Source organism: Sphingomonas sp. Tas61C01 (genome assembly GCF_052567495.1).
Window position 1 is genome coordinate 1,981,410 of sequence record NZ_CP199583.1, and the last position, 18,591, is coordinate 2,000,000.

The window sequence follows — 18,591 nt, forward strand, 5'->3', positions numbered from 1 at the left end:
ATCTTCGGTCATGGCGTTCGTGAGACGCGCAGCTTGGGCGAGCGTAATCATGCTCGCTGCCACTAGCTGCGGGCAGCGGCCTCCAGCTGTGCCCTACATGACCGCCGGTACATATAGCGGGACCTGTGGTCTCGACTGGAATGGCGCCGCAGTCCGATCGGATGATGCTCCAGCCCGTGTTCGAAGTTGGACAGGCTCGCGTGACCTCGTGCTGCTCTTTCGCCTTCCACCGGTCTCTGGACAGTGCGTGGCGAAGGCGCAGGAATCACTCCGGCAAGCTGACTTCACGCGCATCTACGTGATTACGACACCTAGGCCTGACCCGCGGGGCCCTTCCTTGATGCCGTAGCGGAGCCGATCGTAGGCTCCCCACCAAGTCTGAACATGCCGCTGTCGCAAAAGCGGCGGCATACGCAACGTCCGCAACTCAGCATATTTGCGACACGCGGATGTGAGCGCTCGAAAACGCTATGTCCGCTCCCGCTCAATAGGGGACATCAGGAACAATGCGGCATGCCGAGGCAGACAGGCTGATGCGGAGCGGACGTTGGGATCGGCCCCAATAGCAGCGCGCAGCGCCCGACACGCGGTCGAGGCGATCAGGCGACCACCTTCGGCTGACACATCGCGTTGACGTTGCGAGCTCGGTGGGAACCGCTAAGCTATGGAAAACAGGGAGCAGTGCATGCGGTTCAACTCGTCGTTCTTGGCCCTACTCGGCGCTGCGGCTTGGACGGCGTCAGCCGTCGCTGGACCAGTGACCCTCAGCGGCAGTGGCACCGTCAACTCGAATGCAGGCAGGCTCCCTTCCACTGGACTAGTCCCGAACGGCAGTCCGCTGGCTTTCAGCTTCTCCTTCGATCCAGACGATGCCGTTCTGTTCGACTCAGGTGAGGATTTTGCCGACTACGAAGTGCCGGTGTCGGCGTTCAGCGGCAACCTTGGCAGCTACAACTTTCCGCTGTCGAGTAATCCAGCGCTGACGCCCGTGGTCGAGATCTATAAGGGCTTCAGCTTCTTCGGCGGCAATGCCTCCGAGCCGTCGATCGGATTCGCCTTCTTCCTGCTTGGCACGCCTACCGTCGCGGGGGGCGCTACACCGTTCGCCGGGGCTGCGGGAAGTAGCCAGCAGCTCGCTATCTACGGCATCTTTCGCGACGTTGCGGGAAACGCGCCTGTGACACTAGACAGCCTGATCGGCCGTGGTGACCCATCGTACCGGATGGTGGAGTACGGCACGCGCGACGCGACCGTTCGTCAGAGCGGCTTGCTCCTAGGTGATTATACCGGTGGCTTTACGATCGCCGCCGCCGTGCCAGAACCTGCCAGTTGGGCACTAATGATCATGGGCTTCGGCGCAGTCGGCAACGCCATGCGCCGTCGTTCGGCCGTCCAGACAAGCGTCAGCTTTGCCTGAACGTTCTCTCCTAACGGTAATGCTGAGGGAGCCGCTGATCTCGACGAAGGTTGGCGGCTTTCCTGTGTTTGGACGAACGTCCGCCTCACACCCAATTGCAGACACTCACGATCTGAGCGAACGATGGAGCATGCGCCTTAGTCGACGTGATCTCGTGAGCCTTCTCGTCGCTGCATCAGCTGGTGCCGCTTCCGGGAGAGCACGCGGAGGCCGACCGGCACGAGGACAGAGGATCAAGAGCATGCCGGCCGAGTTCCCCCCGTTCGACCTACAGGCGAGCAAGTCCACCCTACTGCATCTCACCAGCGGGATAAGCGGCTGGCGAGTGGAGCGGCTGGGAAGCAGGATATTGAACGTCTGGCTGAAGGCTTCAGACGGAACAACCTTGCTGGTTGGCGTTGATCAGCGCGATGTACGACCACTTTTCGAGATTTTCACGCTTAGCTTGCTCAGCATCAGCGAGCTGAACGAACGATGGAAACACTGGAAGCCACCCACCTCTTTTAAAGGCTTTCCAGACGGACTTCGTACACTGTTGACCACTCGGCCTGCCGCACCGGTTGAGCCGACTGAGTTCGAGCCGTGGCCGCTGCGTTCTTGGCGAACAGAGGTGGCGCGACGAGCCGAATTTATCGTTGAAGGCGCAAACGTCGGCCCTACGTTCGGCAGTAATCCCAACTCGCAATCTGCTGCTCCTCCGCAAGCGGTGCCTCACGACGCAAGCGCCTCTTGCGACGTCGCGGCAGGAGTTCTCTTCACAGGTGAGGATCGGCAACTGCTGCTGGCTGTCGACTGGATGCCAATGAATATGCTGGTTTCCGAAGACCCAGCGGAAATCACCGCTTTTTCCAAGGGGTGTGAGTTAGTGAGCATGGCAGACTATCTTGACGGATGACGCGTGCAACTCATCGTCAGCGGATTGCCCCAAGCGCACGCTTCTGTTCACGCGGATGCACATCGGCGTGATGGGCACCGTCAACGCGGAACAGCTGAGCGCCACCAGCGACAAGACTCGGGACGCTTTGGTCAAGCGCCACGCACTGGGCAGGAACCCCGGCGGGGTCGCATATGGCTATGAGAAGCGTATCGAGCACGACGGCAACGGCGAGCGCATCAAGGGGCTCCAGCAGATCGTGCCGACACAGGCCGCTACCATCGTTCGCATCTGCGAGGACTTCGTCGCAGGCGTCGCACCCGGCAAGATCGTGCGGCGCTTGAACGAGGAGGGCGTGCCGCCTCCCCGCAGCGGCAAGCGCGACAAGAAGCTATCGAAGAAGCCATCGGCATGGTCGCCCAACACCATCACCGGCAACGCCGAGCGCGGCACCGGCATTCTCAACAACATCCTCTACACCGGGCGACGTCCCTACCTGACCCAGACGTATCGCAAGAACCCCGACACCGGAAAGCGGCACGGTTTCCTCGTTGCCGCAGATCAACGTGCCGGCCTCGTCGAGTCGCCTGAGCTGCGGATCGTCTCCGATGAGCTCTGGGACGCAGTAAAGGCCAGGCAGGCAAGCCTCGCGCGCGGACCACGTGCCGACAAGTTGGACGGGGCCGCCCTGCCCTTCTTCGCTCAGCAGCGCCCCAAATACCTGCTGACCGGCAAGATGACCTGCGGCGAGTGCGGCGCCAGCTATGCAAAGTCGGGCAAGACCCGGTTCGGCTGCCAGGGCTCGGCCCAGAAAGGCACCAGCTACTGCGGCAACCGGCTGACCATCCGCCAAGACGAACTTGACGCCCGCGTGCTCGCCGGGCTCACGACCGAGATGCTGCGCGACGACGTGCTGGCGGTGTTCCTCGAGGAGTATGCAGCCGAGACCGCGCGGCTGACGAGCGTCAACGAGGCTGTCCAGCCCGCTCGCGATGCCGAACTCGAAGAAGTGCTGCGTCAGCTCGACACCATGAAGGCGGCCATCATCAAGGGCCTCGACCCGTTACTGTTCGTCGGCGAGATGAACCAGCTTGGCAAGCGGCGCGATCAGCTGGAAAGCGAGGCGGTGATGGCGGCGCCGACCGCCGCGCCGCTCGAGCACATCCTTACGCCTGACCTCAGCCGGATCTACCGCGAGAAGGTGGCGAAGCGCGCCGACGCCTTCGAAGACGATGCCCTGCGATCTCAAGCCTTCGAGCGCATCCGCGGGCTCATCGACGCGGTGAAGCTGACGCCGGAGGATGGCGAGCTCGTCATCCACCTGCGCGGCGAGCTTGAAGCCATGCTGAAGCTATGCGCTGGGGACGAACAGCAAAAAGCCCCCGCGGATGTTTCCGTGGGGGCGTTGCAAATCAAGATGGTTGCGGGGACAGGATTTGAAGCTGTGACCTTCCGGTTATGAGTGCTTCAGGAGGCAGTACGCTGATCTATGCTGACGTTCCTTCTTGCGCGCAAATACACAGACTTAGTTAATTGCGCGCCGGACGCGGCAGTTTGGTCATCATCCATTCGCTACCCTTAAGATGAGCCAACCAACCATTCGTCGATACGATCAAGCTAAATCAAACCCCGAGACGGGTACACCTTGACCAGCCACGTCGCCTAGCGGGAACGTCGAATTGCGGACCATCAATTTCGCAGGAACAACAATCGGTTCCTGCCCAGCCGATCTTTCCCCGAGATCGGCGATGATCAGGCTGACGGCGCGGGCCGTCACCTCGGCGATGGGCTGGGCGATGGCGGTGATGGAGGGGTGCGCCAGGCGGATGATCGGGGTGTCGTCGAAGCTGATCAGCGACAGCTCGCCGGGCACGGCGACGCGGCGTTCGCGCAGATGTTCCAGGGTCGCGAGCGTCATCTGATCGTTGCTGGCGATGATCGCGGTGGGCGCGTTCGGCAGCGCCATCAATTGATGCGCGGCGGCGCGACCCGAGGCGTGGCTGAAATCGCCGGCGACGAGCAGGTCGTCCGTCGGCAGCCCTGCCGCCGCCATCGCGGCGTGCCAGCCCTCGACGCGCCACGCGCTCAGTTCATACTCCGCCGGACCGGCGATGAAACCGATGCGGCGATGACCAAGGCCGATCAGATGGTCGGTGGCGAGCTGCGCGGCGCGGGTGTCGTCCATGATCAGGCGGATGCCCGGTCCCGGCGTCATCGATCCGATCCGTGCGAAGCTGATGCCTTGGGCGGCGAGCAGGTTGATGATCAGCGGATTGCCCGAATGCGGCGGGGTCAGGATCACGCCGTCGGGCTGGAGCGCGGCGATCGCGGCGAGCAGCTCGCGCTCGATATGGTCGCTGTGCGTGTCGACCAGCTCGACGATCAGCCGATAGCCATGTTCGGCGCAGGTCAGCATGCCGCCGAGCAGCATCTGGTCGACCCAGTCGGTGCCCTGTCGCGCGCGCCAGTCGGCGATGGTGCGTTCGCGGTCGTTGAGCGCGAGGATCAGATAGGAGCGCGACCCGCCGAGCCGCTGCGCCGCGATCGAGGGCACGTAGCCGAGCTTGTCGATCGATGCCTGGACGCGCTGCGCCATCTCGGGCCGCACCCCGGCTTCCTTGTTGACGACGCGGCTGACGGTCTGCAGCGACACGCCCGCATCCGCCGCGACGTGCTTGATCGTTACCGCCTGCCGCCGCCTCGCCATCGTCGCTGTCTCAGGCGGCCGCGACGCTGGTCGGCGCGCGGACCGCACCGCAATAGCGTGCGACATAGGCGGCGTGTTCGGGCAGCCCGTCGACGGTCGCGTTGGTACCGTCGCGCAGCGTTGCGAGCAGCTTGCCGAGTTCGTCGTCGCGCAGCTTGGTCGCGATCGGATGATAGCTCTCGGGCACGATCCCCTGGCCGAGCATCACCTGCACCCAGCTGTTTTCCGCGAACAGCTCTTCGTTCTTGCGGAACACGCGGCCGGTTTCGCGGAACAGCTCGATCTTCTGTTCCAGCGATTCCGGGATCGGCATCGCGGCGCATTGCCGCCAGAAGGCGCTGTCGCGGCGATCGGTCGCCTTGTAGTGCAGGATCAGGAAGTCGCGGATCTGCAGCATGTCGGTGTGCTGCTGGTCGTTGAACTCGGCGACGTCGCGCTGGGAAACGCCGGCCGACGGGAACAGCCGGATGAGCCGCAGGATGGCGCGCTGGATCAGATGGATGCTCGTCGATTCCAGCGGCTCCATGAAGCCGCCCGCCAGCCCGATCGCCACGCAGTTGCGGTGCCATTGCCGCCGTCGCGCGCCGGTGACGAAGCGGATGAAGTTGGGCTCGGTCAGCGTCCCGCCCTCGATGTTGCCGAGCAGGCGGTCGAGTGCGGCGTCGCGGTCGAGATAGCGGCTGCAATAGACGATGCCGTTGCCGGTGCGGTGCTGGAGCGGGATCCGCCACTGCCAGCCGGCGTCGTGTGCCATTGCGCGGGTATAGGGCAGCGCCGGTCGCACGCTCGCGGTTTGGACCGCGATCGCGGAGTCGCACGGCAGGTAGTGGCTCCAGTCGTCGAACCCGGCGTGCAGCGCCCCTTCGATCAGCAGCGCGCGGAAGCCGGTGCAGTCGAGGAACAGGTCGCCTTCGAGCCGCGTGCCCGATTCCAGCACCAGCGCGGCGATGTCGCCGCTTTCGCCGTCGAGCTCGACCCGCGCGATCTTGCCCTCGACGCGTTTGGTGCCGTCCGCCTCGGCCATGCGCCGCAGGAACCTGGCGTACAGCGTCGAGTCGAGCTGGTAGGCGTAGTTCATCCGCTCGTCGGGCAGGTGGGCGAACTTGCCCTGCAGCGCGGCACGCAGTTCGAGGCAGTAATCGTCATAGGGTTGGTGGTGGCCCTGGGTCAGGCCGTGCAGCCAGAAATGCTGGAAGCCCGCGGACCAGTGATCCTTGCCGGTGACGCCGAAGGAATGGAAATAGCGCTCGCCGCGGTCCTTCCAGTCGTCGAACAGGATGCCGAGCTTGAAGGTCGCCTGTGTTTCCCGCATGAATTCGGCTTCGTTGATGCCGAGCAGGCGGTTGTAGGTGACGAGCGGCGGGATCGTCGATTCACCGACGCCGACGGTGCCGATCGCGTCCGATTCGACCAGGGTCAGCTGCACCGTCTTGCCCATCGTGCGCGCGATCGCCGCGGCCGCCATCCAGCCGGCGGTGCCGCCGCCGGCGATGATCACGCGACGGATGGCGGGTTCGGTCATCGGCTGAGCGCTCTCAAGAGGAAGGCGCGGAGACGACCCGCGCTTTCGAGGGTCAGGGGCGCGAGGATGCCACGCGCCTGTTCGGGGATATGTGCGGTCGCCGCGGTGTCATTGTCGAAGACATAGTGGTCGAACATCTCGCGCCAATGCGCCTTCTCGTCGGCGGGAAGATCGCGCAGCGCGAGGATCGCGTGGTTGAGCGCATCCTGCGGCTGCCCCAGCCACCGCGGCGTCTCGCGCCACCAGTAATTGACCAGCACGTTGAACGCCGCGATCCCCTCGACGTGATGCCACCATAAGGACGGGATGTAGAGCGCGTCACCTGCGTCGAGCTCGGCGACCTGCGCACGGGCCAGCGCCTCGCGGAAGCGGGGGTGGGCGGCGAAATCCGGGTTGTGGAAGTCGACCATGCTCACCGGCCGTCCTGCCGGCGTGTTGTCCAACGGCCCCAGATAGAGATTGCGGAACTGCTCCCGCGGGAACAGCGTGAAACGACGCCGGCCGACCGCGACGCAGGCGAGATTATCGGGGACGTCGTTGTGCGCGGCGATCCGCGTCTGGGTGCCCATCCAGATGCTGGCGATCGGCGCGCGGCCGCCGAGATCGACATGGTTGGCCTCGTGGAGGCCGACGAAGAACTGGTGGAGATCGATCGACGCGAGATAGATGGCATGCGCGTCGGCCGTGCCTTCGCTCGCGTCGATGCGTGCGAAGATCTCGGGCAGCTTGGCGCGCAGCATCTGGAAGTTCATCGCCAGGCCGTCGTCGTAGAACAACCGGCCACCACTGTCGGGCCTGCCGACCGACACCGCGAAAGGAAGGTCGCGGGCGTGACGCTGGAGGTAATCGCGCGCGGCGCGAGGCGATCGTCGGCCTTCGTGCACCAGCGGCCAATCGGCGACGAGGCCGCGGACCACAAACGGGGCCGTCGAGGAACGCAGCTGCGCGTCCAGCTCATCGGGACCCGCGACCTTGATCTCGCGGATCCGCGCCAACGCTGCCGGGCGGTCGGCCTCAGCCATGCGCGAGCCGCTGGTTCTTTCGCGCGATCAGATCGCCGATGTTGCCGAGCGAGGCGAGCGCCATGAAGATCGGCATCAGGTGCCCCGCGGCGTGGAGATCGGCGACCGCACCGGGCTCCAACCCGACGAGGCGATCCTCGTCGATCACATGATAGCCGACGAGGCGGTTCTTCGATCCGTCGTCGAGCGTGACGTCGAGCGTCAACGGCTCGAGCAGCTCGTATCGGGCGAGCGCTGCGTAGAAATCCGCCGACGCGACGTAATCGGTGTCGAGCGCGCGCAGCTGGTCGGCGATCCGTTCCAGGAACGGCGTCGGCCGGCCGATGTCGTCGAATACCCGCATACCCTCGTCCGCATCGATCCGCGGGCTTGTCATGTCGATATGGACCTGGCGCGTGTCCGAGCCATCGGCCGCGCGCCCGATCAGGAAGGGCTGGCTGTCGATCGCCAGCGGCCGGTAGCGCGCATCCCAGCGCCCGTCGTGGAGGAACAGGTTCTCGCCGGCCTCGAACCCGAAGATCGCCATGGCCGCGAAGCCGCCGGTCGCCTGATCCAGCTGAAACAGGATCGGGTAGTGCGCCTGCACGCGCCGGAACTCGCTCGGCACGGTGATGCACGCCATCACCGCGTCGCCGAGCGCGGCGGCCCGATCGGTACGGATGCGCAAGTCGCGGTGAGCGTCGGCGGTCAGGATAGCTTGGTCGGTCATCAGGGTGTCGGTTCCAGAACAGATCGCCGGGTTGCCTGCAAAGCATCAAGATAGGCGCGGTTGGTCGGCAGGCCGGCGACGAGGGTGCGTCGGCGCTGATCGACCTGCCCTAGCAGCTTGTCGACCTGCGCGCGCGTCCCCGTCGCGATCGCGCCGCGCGGCGGCGGCGGGAAGCCCATGCCGTACAGGACATATTGATAGCTGGCGGCAGGGAAGATCTCGTCGATCATCGGGAAGTCGGTGGCGGAGGGAGGTTGATCGCGCCACAGTCGCAGCAGCGCGCCGAGCCGCGGCGGTATCGACGACGCGCTGCGATGATCGCGCCAATAGGGCTCGTCGCGGTCGCTGAGGACGTAATGCAGCTTCAGGAACTCGACGATCCGATCCCAGCGATAGCGGAACAGCGCGTTGAAGCGCGCGGCGTGGATCGGCATCGCACCGCGCGTCGCCGGGAACCCGTCGAGCAGCGCAGTTACCGACAGTTCGATGAGGACGATCGCCGATGCCTCGAGCGGCTCCAGGAACCCCGCAGACAGCCCGACGGCCAGGCAATTGCGTTCCCAGAAGCGCTCGCGGTGGTGCGATCGGAAGCGGAGTTGCCGGAAGGCGACGTCGCCTGCGCCGGGCGCGGTTACGCGCAGATAAGCCGCGAGCGTGTCGGCGGCGGCGTCGTCGCTCAGATGCGCGGACGAATAGACGCAGCCGACGCCGCGACGGGTCGGCAGTCCGATGTCCCAGATCCATCCCGCAACATGCGCGGTCGCGTCCGTCTGCGAGGCGATCGCGCTGTCTTCAGCGACCGGGATCTGGGCGGCGATGGCGCGATCGTTGAACAGCTCGCCGCCGCGATCGACGCTGCCGACGCCGTAGTGATCACCGATCAGCAGCGCGGCGTGCCCGGTGCAGTCGATGAACAGATCGCCCGCTATGCTGCCCGATGCCCGGGTTCGAACCGCGGCGATGTCTCCGTCGTCGGCCGCATCGATCCCGACGACGTGGTCGCGCACATGTCGGACGCCGAGCCGCTCCGTCGCCTGCCGCATCAGCAGCGCGGCGAGCTTGCCCGCGTCAAGATGATAGGCATAGTTCAGCGTCCCCGCGTAGTCGGGCATCGCCCGCTGTCGCGGTGCCAGGTCACGGCCGCAGATGCCGGACTGCGCCCCCGTCACGTCGGCGAAGGCGCCGCCGCGCCCGGCCCAGGCCGACACGACGTCGCGCGGGTCGCCCTCGACCGGCGCGGTGAAGGGATGCAGGTAGACGTCGCCTTCGCCGCCATCCCGCCAGCCGACGAACCGCGAACCCTGCTTGAACGAGGCATCGCAGGCGGCGAGAAAGTCGGCCTCCGTCAGGCCGATCCGCTCCAGCGTGCGGCGCATCGTCGGCCAGGTTCCCTCGCCGACGCCGATCGTCGCGACATCGGGTGACTCGACGAGCGTGACCCGGAGTGGAGCGGCCGCATCGCGATCGGATCGCGCGGCGATCAGGCAGGCGGCGAGCCAGCCTGCGGTGCCGCCGCCTACGATCACGATGTCAGCGATCGGCTTGTCCATCGTCCGCCTGTCGGCTCCCTTGCATCCAGATGCCGGCCGGGCGCCGGGATAGTCATCCACGGAGGATGACCATTCCGACGCCTAGCATATCATCGACGGTGGCGTCGCGCGTCAGAAGGTGAGGCGGGCCCCGGCCGAATACCGCGCATAGCCGGGCTGCGCGAAGGTGACGAAGTTGTCCGACCGGCGATGCCCGCGACGGCCTTCCCCGGTGAGGTTGATGACCTCGCCGAAGATCGCGATCCCCTTGGTCAGCTCCACGCTGGCACTGGCATCGACCTGGCCATAGGCCTCGACATAGGTCGGGTCGAACGCGCCGCCGGCATAGAACTGGCCGCGCCAATTATAGGCCACACGAGCCTGGATGCCGTTCTTGTCGTAATAACCGACCGCATTGGCGCTGTCGCTGAGACCGGTCAACGCGAACTGGCCGACGTTCGGGTTGATCGTGTTATCGTATTTCGCGTCGCCATTCACGATCGTGTAGTTGAGGATCACGCCGAGCCCGGTGTCCCAGAAGCTGTGCTGTACCGCGAATTCCCAACCATGGATGTTGGCGGTCTGGTCGCTGTTGAACGGCTGGCTGATCTGGAAGTTGAACAGGTCGTCCTGCGGCAGGCCGAAGATGTCGCCAGTCAGATAAGTGATCGTGGATTTGTCTGGCTGGACGACATCGTTTTGGCCGGTGACCTGCGATGAACCGGGGAAGTTGCGCAGGATGTAATCACGCACGCGCACCGCATCGGTAGTGCCGAGTGCCGCCACCGCCTGGCGATAGCGCGGGCCCGAGCCCGGGTTGCGCAGGTCGAACGCCGCGGTGTTCAGCTGGTTCGTGCCGATGAAGTTCTTCACGTCCTTGTTGAAGTAGCCGATCGAGATGTAGCTCTCGCGGCCATAATACCATTCCGCGGACACATCGATGTTCTTAGACTTGTACGGCAGCAGGTTGGGATTGCCCTGGCTGCCCGTGCCACCGCCGATACGGGGATTGGAATCGATCGACAGGCCGCCTTGCAGGCTGCCGTAATCCGCACGGGTGATGGTGTGGCTGTAGGACGCGCGCAGCTTGACGTTGGCCAGTGGCTCGATGTCGAAATCGACCGCCGGCAGCCAGTTCTCGTAACTGCCCTTCACCGTCGTGAACGCACTGGCGCCATAGGTCAGCGCGAATTCGTTGGCACCCGTCCAGCGGGTGCCGTTCGGGATCGGCACCAGCGCGGACGAATTCACCTGGGTCTGGTCGTAACGGACACCGCCGATGATGTGCGTCGGCCGTCCGGCGATCTCGAACTTGGTGTTGAACTGCACGTAGGGCGAGATCGTCTGTTCATGGATACGGCGATCGTTGGTGAAGTTGGCGAGACAGGTGCCCGGGATCACCGTGCCGGTCTGCGGCTTGCTGCAGATGTTGTACTGGGTGCGCAGCGGCTCCGCCATCTGCTCGAACTGGAAGGTGTAGATCGACGGCGCCAATGCCGGGTCGCCCGAACCCTTCACGCCGTTGAACTTGTCGGGCAGGCTGGTAAGGTGGAAAAAGTCGTCGGGCACTGCCGCCGCGCCGAACGACGCGCCGCGCGGATCGATGCCGCCCCAGGTCTCGTTCTGGATGAAGCCATAGGCCGACCGCACCTTGTTATCGACATAGGAGAAGCCCCAGTCGATGCTGTCGAGGAAGTCGCCGTCGTGCTGATAATGGCCCTTCAACTGGATCTGGTTGATCTCGTCGCGGAAATAGGCGTTGCGGAACGCGTTGCCGGTCGGCGTGATCAGCGAAGCGTTAAGCGGATCGATGCCCGGATACATCTGGTACGAGATGATCGGCAGGTCCTGCTCGAAATTGATCGTCTGCGACTGAACGCCGAAGATCGCGCCGCCGATCGACGTGCTGCTGCCGTAGTCGTTGCTCGGCTTCGACGTCGCGGTCGAATGATGCGCGTCGAGCGACATCGTGACGTTGCCGGGTGCCTCCCAGGTCAAATTGCCGCCGAGCGACTTGTTCTCGGATTTGTTGGCGGTCAGCGCGCTGCTGTACGACAGATCCTTGCCGGGCCCAAAATTCTCCGAATAGAAGATCGGGCCGGCCGAGGGGCCGTCGGTCCAGGCGCTACGGGTATCGCCGAAGTTGAACCAGATGCCGACACTGCTGTCGCGCACTTCGACCTTGTTGCTCGAGTAAGTGAAATCCATCGTCGCGGTCAACGTATCGGTGGGCTTCGCCTGCAGGACGAGCTGGCCGTTGATGCGCTCGCGGTCGATATCGATGACATCGTAGGCGGCGCTCTGCGGGATCTCGTAGACGTCGGTCGCGTCCGGACGGTTGGTGATGTTCGCGGCGCCAGGCGTCCCGGGCTGCGCCAGCGTCCCCCAATTGTTCTCCGAGCCTAGAAAGCCATCGCGGAACCCGACGCTTGCCGAGTTATTGCTCGCCTTACGACGCTGGTATGCGCCGCTGACCAGCACGCCGATGCGATCGTCGGCGAAGGTGGTGGAGAAGATGCCCGAGACCTCGGGTGTGATCTGGTCCTTGCCATTGCGCGAGCTGTCGAGCACGCCCTTGGCGGCAAGGCTGCCACGCATGCCCGGCTTGTCGAGCGGGCGCGGCGTGCGGATGTTGATCGTCGAGCCGATGCCGCCCGACGGAACCGCGGCGCGACCAGTCTTATAAACCTCGACCGCGGCGATGCCTTCCGACGCCAGGTTGGCGAAATCGAACGACCGGCTTGACGGCGCGCTGGCGCCGTCGCCCAGTGTCGAGGTCGGCATCTGCCGCCCGTTCAGCGTGACGAGATTGTATTCGGGGCCGAAGCCACGGACCGTGACGGTCGAGCCTTCGCCGTTAGACCGGTCGATCGACACGCCGGTGATGCGCTGCAGCGATTCGGCAAGGTTGGTGTCGGGGAACTTGCCGATATCCTCGGACGAGATCGCGTCGACGACGCCCTGGCCATTGCGCTTGATGTCGATCGCCTGGCGCAGCGAGGCGCGGATGCCGGTGACGACGATGTCGTCGGTGATCGCGTTCGGATCGTCAGGTGTCGCCTGGGGCTGGATATCGGAGGGGCCGGGATTGCCGACCGTAGCGGCCGCATCCTGGGCCGCAGCGATGCTTGGCAAACCTAGCAGCGCGAGCGCCGACGTGCCGACGATGAACCGTGAAAGCGACCGAGCTGAAAAGCTGCGCATGACTATCTCCCCTAAACCGCGACGCTATCGATGCGTCTTCCTGTGAACGTTCACTTCTCCGGCTGCAGGAAGGTTGTCAAGTTACCAACCGCATCATTGTGAACGTTCTCTGGTTTTGCCGGGAACCGTGGCAGCGGCGCAACATGCCCGCGGGCAAGCCGCTACGAAGCGCGGAATAAGCCTGGACCATGACGATGCCGATACATCGCACCCCACCTTGCCCGGCTGGCCAAGACGGCGTTAGGGAGCGCGATGAAGGCGCATTTCAACACGCCCGAGCATCGGTCGACTTGGTTTCTGCTCATCTATGCGCTCGGCTATGCGGGCGGGGTGATCGGCTATCTGCCGCTGCTCACGCTATTGCTGCCGATCAAGGTCGACGCGGTCGCCGGTTCGGCCCGGCTCGATGTGTTCGCGTTGGTCGTCGTGCTGGGATCGCTGGCGGCGAGCCTGTCCTACATCGTGTTTGGATGGCTGACCGACCGGTCGGTCGAGCGCGGCGGTGGCCGCCGGCGCTGGATGCTGGGCGGGGCGATCGCCACCGGTCTGTCCTATGCCACCATCGCCGCGGCCGAGTCCGCGGTCGCGCTGGTCCTCGCGGTTGTCGCCTTCCAGATTGCGGTCAACATCGTCCTCGCGCCGCTCGCCGCAATCATGGCCGATGAGGTGCCCGATACCCAGAAGGGGGTGGCCGGCGGCCTGTTGGCGCTCGCGAACCCGGTTGCGGCCGCCTTGTCGGCGGTATTGGTCGGCCTCAGCTCGATCGGCAGCGACGCGCGGCTCGCGATCGTGCCGCTGGCCCTTGCACTGTGCGTTATGCCGCTGTTGCTCACCAAGGCCCGGCCGATTGCGCCGGCCGGCCCGACGAGCGCGCTGCCGTCGGTGCCGCCGCGCGATCTGGTGCTTGCCTGGAGCGCGCGACTGCTGGTGCAGATCGCGGGCAGCGCGCTGTTCGTCTACCTCTTCTATTACCTCGAAAGCGTCGCGCGCACCGTGCCGCCGGCGACGATCGCGGCCCGGATGGGAGTGCTCATGATCGTCGCCTACGTCGTTCCGCTGCCGGTCGCGGTGTGGGTCGGCTGGCTCGCCGACCGCTGGGGGCGGACCAAGCCCTTCCTGCTAGCGGCGAGCGCGGTCGGCGCCGCGGGGCTGGTCGGCATGGCGCTGGCGGAGGATTTTGCGACCGCCACCGCGGCGTTCTGTGTCTATACCGCGGGCGCATCGGTGTTCCTGGCGCTCCATGCGTCGTTCGCGATGCAGTTGCTGCCGAACGCGCGCCACCGCGGGCGCGATCTCGGGCTGATCAACCTCACCAATACCTTGCCATCGATGCTCGGCCCGGCGCTGACCTGGCTGCTCGCCACCCCGGCCGATTTCGACGCGGTGCTGCTGGTGCTCGCTGCGCTGACGCTGTGCGGCGGCTTCGTCATCCAGGCCGCAACGGGACGGCGCTGACCCACCTTACTCGATTGCGAAGAAGGCGGTCACGGTCAGCCGGCCAAGCGCCGGATCGGGCGACAACACCGCATCCGCCGCGATCGCACCGCTGTGCAACACATTGCTCCGATAGAGCAGCGCGCGATTGAAGCACGCGTCGATCAGCGCGGTACGTTCGAACAGGGCGGTGTCCGCGACGATGTAGCCCGCCGGGGGTGCGGCCTCTACTTCGCGACGTAGCGCATCGAAGAAGATCGGCGCTCGCGCCTCGTCGATCGTCTCGAACCCGGTCGCGCGGTGGCGGAAGAAGGCGGTGCCGCCACGGTCCGAGGCGGACAGGTAGTGCACCAGCGCGATGCGATCGCGGCCATAGGCGTCGACATGCGGCAGCCGCTGCCGGACATCGAGCGCATCCGGCGCGGTCGTGACAATCGAGAAGCGCGCATCGACGACGTGGATCCGTCGGTACGATCCGAACTCCCGGCCGAGTGCCCGCGCGATCACCGGCAGCTGGTCGCGCAGATATCGATCCGGCAACGCCGCGCGGATGCCGGGATAGTGGTGACCTGCGGGATCGTAGGATCCGGCGATCGCGTCCGCGCGGAGAGAATCCGGGTTGGCGGCGAACCCGTCGATGACGACCAACGGCTCACCTTCGCTGCCGATCCGCTGTCTGGTCACCGCATGGTCGGTCATTCAGCGGCTCCTGCGCTATGGCTTGGGCGGCGGGTTTTATATTCGCGGCGCAAGGTGAAGGCCCATATTGCCTCAGTTTCGCCGATCGACCAAAGATACTGCCCGCCGCGTCAAACGCACGCGACAAGCGCCGTTCCTGGGGTTTGTTATTGCGAGCCGGCAGGTCGAGGGATCGTCGCGCCGCGGTGCCCAATGAGCGCTCAATCCCCAGCCCGACGACGACCAGCGCGCTTGCGGCAAAACTCCGCTAGGTGTCGCGGTCAGGCGATGCAGTATCGGTCGGTGGTCCACCGAAAAACTTGAGCTCTCCGTCAAAATACCTCCTCCGAATCCATTGGCGTCGGCGTTCGCATGCCGACGCGATCGACTTCGCTGAAGCTGCGATGATAGGACCAGCATGAATATTCGCGAGCTACTGAGGCTGCTGGTGCATCGCACCGCCTTCGATGCTTACGAGTTCAACCAAATCGAAGCGGCACGACCGTATATGGCGATACACCATCGATGCCCCTTGATGAACCGCGTTCGCTTACGCCGATCGAGGCCAGGAAGCGACGGGGCTGTAACCTACCCTAAATGAACTCTCACCACCCTGCGCCGCCTCATAAACAAACGGCCTCTATCGTCACTTGCGCACCCGGAAGCCGCCGGACTGCTCTCCCCCAGCTTCGACCGGTCGCGCAGCAGTGGAACTGACTGTGGGAGATTACGCACAACCACGGACTGTCTTGCTTCCACGGTGCTTTCGGCGGCTTTTCTACGCCACATCACCAGACGCCAAAAAGCCCGCCAAGTGTTTCCACTTGCGGGCTTTTGTTGGTTGCGGGGACAGGATTTGAACCTGTGACCTTCAGGTTATGAGCCTGACGAGCTACCGGGCTGCTCCACCCCGCGGCGGTCCCTGGTGGGACTGTCGGCGCCCGTTTGGGCGTCGGAGGAGACATGTGTGAATGGGTTCTTGCTTGATCCTGGTTCCGTGCATGTTCTCGCGCACCGGCTACAATGCCTGGCGACGACCTACTCTTCCATCGCTTGAGCGATAGTACCATTGGCGCAGTCGGGTTTCACGGCCGAGTTCGAGATGGGATCGGGTGGGACACCGACGCTATTATCACCAAGCAATGAAGCCGGTGCGTGAGGCGCGTACGGGGGGATCAAGGTTCTTGTAAATCGATGTGCAGTTTCGTTGCTTGTACCACATGTATCTGGCGTCGAGCATGATCATCCACGTCGCCGACGAGCTGGTCTGGTTGCCCAGGGCTGTCATTGATGGTGGGACTCTCAAGCGCGAATAGGACAATTAGTATCGGTTAGCTCCATGGATTACTCCACTTCCACATCCGATCTATCAAGGTCGTGGTCTCCGACCGTCCTAAGAAATCTTATCTCGAGGGAGGCTTCCCGCTTAGATGCTTTCAGCGGTTATCCCGTCCGTACATAGCTACCCTGCTGCGCTCTTGGCAGAACGACAGGTACACCAGAGGTACGTTCAACCCGGTCCTCTCGTACTAGGGTCAACTCCTCTCAAATTTCGACGCCCACGGCAGATAGGGACCAAACTGTCTCGCGACGTTCTGAACCCAGCTCACGTACCACTTTAATTGGCGAACAGCCAAACCCTTGGGACCTGCTCCAGCCCCAGGATGTGATGAGCCGACATCGAGGTGCCAAACAACCCCGTCGATATGAGCTCTTGGGGGTTATCAGCCTGTTATCCCCGGCGTACCTTTTATCCGTTGAGCGATGGCCCTTCCACGAGGGACCACCGGATCACTATGACCGACTTTCGTCTCTGCTCGACTTGTCAGTCTCGCAGTCAGGCTGGCTTATGCCATTGCACTCTAACAGACGGTTTCCAACCGTCCTGAGCCAACCTTTGCGCGCCTCCGTTACTCTTTAGGAGGCGACCGCCCCAGTCAAACTACCCGCCACAGAGGGTCCCTGAACCAGTTTCATGGTTCGAGGTTAGACATCAGAAAACAACAGGGTGGTATTTCACCTATGGCTCCACATCAGCTGGCGCCGATGCTTCAAAGCCTCCCACCTATGCTACACAGTTCTTTCCTAATGCCACTCTGAAGCTGCAGTAAAGGTGCACGGGGTCTTTCCGTCTAACCGCGGGTACTCCGCATCTTCACGGAGAATTCAATTTCGCTGAGCATGTCCTGGAGACAGTGGGGAAGTCGTTACGCCATTCGTGCAGGTCGGAACTTACCCGACAAGGAATTTCGCTACCTTAGGACCGTTATAGTTACGGCCGCCGTTTACCTGGGCTTCATTTCAGAGCTTGCACCCCTCCACTTAACCTTCAGGCACCGGGCAGGCGTCAGGCCCTATACGTCGTCTTGAAGCCGACTTAGCAGAGCCCTGTGTTTTTGCTAAACAGTCGCTACCCCCTGGCCTGTGCCCCCCAACAGAGCTTGCGCTTAGTTGGGGCCTCCTTCTTCCGAAGGTACGGAGGCAATTTGCCGAGTTCCTTCAGGACACTTCTCTCAAGCGCCTTGGTATACTCTACCTGACCACCTGTGTCGGTTTCGGGTACGGTCTATACGGTGGGGCTATTTCCTGGAACCATTTCGAAGCCATCCCAATCCGATAAGGGATGACAACACACATGATCCGTCACACACCACCAGGCCCACGAATATTAACGTGGTTCCCATCGACTACCCCCTTCGGGCTCGTCTTAGGGGCCGGCTCACCCTGCGCGGATTAGCCTTGCGCAGGAACCCTTGGTCTTTCGGCGAGAGGGCATCTCACCCTCTTTATCGCTACTCATGTCTGCATTCGCACTTCCGATACCTCCACGACCCATTACCAGATCGCTTCATCAGCTTACGGAACGCTCCGCTACCGCGTACTCTTAAAAGAGCACACCCTAAGCTTCGGTGCGTGTCTTGAGCCCCGTTACATCTTCGCCGCAGAATCTCTTATTTAGACCAGTGAGCTGTTACGCTTTCTTTAAAGGATGGCTGCTTCTAAGCCAACCTCCTGGTTGTTTTGGAAATTCCACATGCTTTCCCACTTAGACACGACTTGGGGACCTTAGCTGTAGGTCAGGGCTGTTTCCCTTTTGACGACGGACCTTAGCACCCGCCGTCTGTCTCCCGAGTAGTACTCGTAGGTATTCGGAGTTTGGTTAGGTTTGGTAGATCTCGCGACCCCCTAGCCCATCCAGTGCTCTACCCCCTACGGTATTCGCTCGAGGCACTACCTCAATAGTTTTCGCGGAGAACCAGCTATTTCCCGGCTTGATTGGCCTTTCACCCCTAAACACAACTCATCCGGTAACTTTTCAACGTTAATCGGTTCGGACCTCCAGTGAGTGTTACCTCACCTTCATCCTGGTCATGCCTAGATCGCCGGGTTTCGGGTCTAATACTTCAAACTTTGTCGCCCTATTCAGACTCGCTTTCGCTGCGCCTACACCTACCGGCTTAAGCTTGCTTGAAACATTAAGTCACAGACCCATTA

Annotated in this window: 11 protein-coding genes, 1 tRNA gene and 2 rRNA genes (1 of these 14 cut by a window edge); 4 read left to right on the forward strand and 10 right to left on the reverse strand. The window is 63.5% G+C overall.

The features are described 5' to 3' along the window. The first annotated feature begins 685 nt into the window (after positions 1-685). The 3 genes from ACT009_RS09160 to ACT009_RS09170 all read left to right on the forward strand — a co-directional run bounded on the left by ACT009_RS09160 (position 686) and on the right by ACT009_RS09170 (position 3,753). Complete coding sequence (locus tag ACT009_RS09160) at positions 686-1,417, forward strand: PEPxxWA-CTERM sorting domain-containing protein (RefSeq protein ID WP_445190795.1); 732 nt, start codon at positions 686-688, stop codon at positions 1,415-1,417. Between the two features lie 241 nt (positions 1,418-1,658). Further along, positions 1,659-2,312, forward strand: a complete 654-nt coding sequence (locus tag ACT009_RS09165) for a hypothetical protein (protein WP_445190796.1) — start codon at positions 1,659-1,661, stop codon at positions 2,310-2,312. Then, entirely contained in the window at positions 2,302-3,753 is a 1,452-nt protein-coding gene (locus ACT009_RS09170) for a recombinase family protein (protein WP_445190797.1), read from the forward strand. Before ACT009_RS09165 ends, ACT009_RS09170 begins: the two co-directional genes overlap by 11 nt. A gap of 150 nt (positions 3,754-3,903) precedes the next feature. Here ACT009_RS09170 and ACT009_RS09175 read toward each other — a convergent pair whose 3' ends face one another. The 6 genes from ACT009_RS09175 to ACT009_RS09200 all read right to left on the reverse strand — a co-directional run bounded on the left by ACT009_RS09175 (position 3,904) and on the right by ACT009_RS09200 (position 12,984). After that, positions 3,904-4,998 (reverse strand): LacI family DNA-binding transcriptional regulator, encoded by a 1,095-nt coding sequence (locus ACT009_RS09175; RefSeq protein ID WP_445190798.1) that lies wholly within the window; start codon positions 4,996-4,998, stop codon positions 3,904-3,906. 10 nt (positions 4,999-5,008) lie between these two features. Next, entirely contained in the window at positions 5,009-6,520 is a 1,512-nt protein-coding gene (locus ACT009_RS09180; RefSeq protein ID WP_445190799.1) for a tryptophan halogenase family protein, read from the reverse strand. Beyond that, positions 6,517-7,542 carry a cupin-like domain-containing protein gene (locus tag ACT009_RS09185; RefSeq protein WP_445190800.1) on the reverse strand — a complete coding sequence of 342 codons (1,026 nt, stop codon included), beginning with the start codon at positions 7,540-7,542 and terminating at the stop codon, positions 6,517-6,519. Before ACT009_RS09185 ends, ACT009_RS09180 begins: the two co-directional genes overlap by 4 nt. Beyond that, positions 7,535-8,251, reverse strand: a complete 717-nt coding sequence (locus tag ACT009_RS09190) for a SapC family protein (RefSeq protein WP_445190801.1) — start codon at positions 8,249-8,251, stop codon at positions 7,535-7,537. The genes ACT009_RS09185 and ACT009_RS09190 overlap by 8 nt, the downstream gene beginning before the upstream one ends. Beyond that, entirely contained in the window at positions 8,251-9,801 is a 1,551-nt protein-coding gene (locus tag ACT009_RS09195) for a tryptophan halogenase family protein (protein ID WP_445190802.1), read from the reverse strand. Before ACT009_RS09195 ends, ACT009_RS09190 begins: the two co-directional genes overlap by 1 nt. A gap of 111 nt (positions 9,802-9,912) precedes the next feature. Then, positions 9,913-12,984, reverse strand: coding sequence for a TonB-dependent receptor (locus tag ACT009_RS09200; RefSeq protein ID WP_445190803.1), 3,072 nt, complete (start codon positions 12,982-12,984; stop codon positions 9,913-9,915). A 252-nt stretch (positions 12,985-13,236) separates the two neighbouring features. On the opposite strand from ACT009_RS09200, the gene ACT009_RS09205 reads away from it, so the two are divergent. Then, positions 13,237-14,439 (forward strand): MFS transporter, encoded by a 1,203-nt coding sequence (locus tag ACT009_RS09205; protein ID WP_445190804.1) that lies wholly within the window; start codon positions 13,237-13,239, stop codon positions 14,437-14,439. A gap of 6 nt (positions 14,440-14,445) precedes the next feature. On the opposite strand, the gene ACT009_RS09210 is transcribed toward ACT009_RS09205, so the two are convergent. From ACT009_RS09210 to ACT009_RS09225, 4 genes are all read right to left on the reverse strand, one after another. Further along, on the reverse strand, positions 14,446-15,117 hold the full coding sequence (locus tag ACT009_RS09210; protein ID WP_445190805.1) for a DUF6445 family protein: 672 nt from the start codon (positions 15,115-15,117) through the stop codon (positions 14,446-14,448). Positions 15,118-15,934: 817 nt separating this feature from the next. Then, a tRNA-Met gene (locus ACT009_RS09215) sits at positions 15,935-16,011 on the reverse strand. Positions 16,012-16,121: 110 nt separating this feature from the next. After that, positions 16,122-16,236, reverse strand: a 5S ribosomal RNA gene (rrf, locus tag ACT009_RS09220). A 161-nt stretch (positions 16,237-16,397) separates the two neighbouring features. Beyond that, positions 16,398-18,591 (reverse strand): 23S ribosomal RNA (locus ACT009_RS09225) (it continues 603 nt past the right edge of the window).

Bases quoted from the DNA above. Each gene is read 5' to 3' on its own strand.
- ACT009_RS09160 (WP_445190795.1), top strand. From the start codon at position 686: ATGCGGTTCAACTCGTCGTTCTTGGCCCTACTCGGCGCTGCGGCTTGG.
- ACT009_RS09165 (WP_445190796.1), top strand. From the start codon at position 1,659: ATGCCGGCCGAGTTCCCCCCGTTCGACCTACAGGCGAGCAAGTCCACC.
- ACT009_RS09175 (WP_445190798.1), bottom strand. From the start codon at position 4,998: ATGGCGAGGCGGCGGCAGGCGGTAACGATCAAGCACGTCGCGGCGGAT.
- ACT009_RS09180 (WP_445190799.1), bottom strand. From the start codon at position 6,520: ATGACCGAACCCGCCATCCGTCGCGTGATCATCGCCGGCGGCGGCACC.
- ACT009_RS09185 (WP_445190800.1), bottom strand. From the start codon at position 7,542: ATGGCTGAGGCCGACCGCCCGGCAGCGTTGGCGCGGATCCGCGAGATC.
- ACT009_RS09190 (WP_445190801.1), bottom strand. From the start codon at position 8,251: ATGACCGACCAAGCTATCCTGACCGCCGACGCTCACCGCGACTTGCGC.
- ACT009_RS09195 (WP_445190802.1), bottom strand. From the start codon at position 9,801: ATGGACAAGCCGATCGCTGACATCGTGATCGTAGGCGGCGGCACCGCA.
- ACT009_RS09200 (WP_445190803.1), bottom strand. From the start codon at position 12,984: ATGCGCAGCTTTTCAGCTCGGTCGCTTTCACGGTTCATCGTCGGCACG.
- ACT009_RS09205 (WP_445190804.1), top strand. From the start codon at position 13,237: ATGAAGGCGCATTTCAACACGCCCGAGCATCGGTCGACTTGGTTTCTG.
- ACT009_RS09210 (WP_445190805.1), bottom strand. From the start codon at position 15,117: ATGACCGACCATGCGGTGACCAGACAGCGGATCGGCAGCGAAGGTGAG.